Annotated in this window: 1 rRNA gene; it reads right to left on the bottom strand. The window is 49.9% G+C overall.

Annotated features, from left to right (window positions below):
- Positions 1-115 precede the first annotated feature (115 nt).
- Positions 116-804 (bottom strand): 23S ribosomal RNA (locus HLH18_RS12110); the annotation flags it as partial.

Genomic DNA, 804 nt, shown 5'->3' with positions numbered 1-804 from the left:
TTTTTCCAAATCTTTACAGATTGGGCTGTTTGAGTTGCTATTGTCTAACTAACGCTTTACTAAATCAAGTTTTTTGTACCGATTCAATCGAACCATACAACTGTTTGGGTGTTGTATAGTCAAGCCTCACGAGTAATTAGTATTGGTCAGCTTCATGCATCACTGCACTTCCACATCCAACCTATCAACGTTGTAGTCTTCAACGGCTCTTTAGAGGACATAAAGTCCTTGGGAAATCTTATCTTGAGGTAGGCTTCCCGCTTAGATGCTTTCAGCGGTTATCCCTTCCGAACATAGCTACCCGGCGATGCGACTGGCGTCACAACCGGTACACCAGAGGTTCGTCCACTCTGGTCCTCTCGTACTAGGAGCAGATCCTCTCAAATTTCCAGCGCCCACGGTAGATAGGGACCGAACTGTCTCACGACGTTCTAAACCCAGCTCGCGTACCTCTTTAAATGGCGAACAGCCATACCCTTGGGACCTGCTTCAGCCCCAGGATGAGATGAGCCGACATCGAGGTGCCAAACACCGCCGTCGATATGAACTCTTGGGCGGTATCAGCCTGTTATCCCCAGAGTACCTTTTATCCGTTGAGCGATGGCCCTTCCATACAGAACCACCGGATCACTAAGACCTACTTTCGTACCTGCTCGACTTGTGGGTCTCGCAGTTAAGCGCGCTTTTGCCTTTATACTCTACGCGTGATTTCCGACCACGCTGAGCGCACCTTCGTACTCCTCCGTTACTCTTTAGGAGGAGACCGCCCCAGTCAAACTACCCACCAGACATGGTCCTCGCTCC

It is taken from the genome of Acinetobacter sp. ANC 5414 (assembly GCF_013004295.1).
Lineage (GTDB): Bacteria > Pseudomonadota > Gammaproteobacteria > Pseudomonadales > Moraxellaceae > Acinetobacter.
Note: the sequence above shows the minus strand (reverse complement) of the source record. Positions and strands in the feature narration are given on the sequence as shown.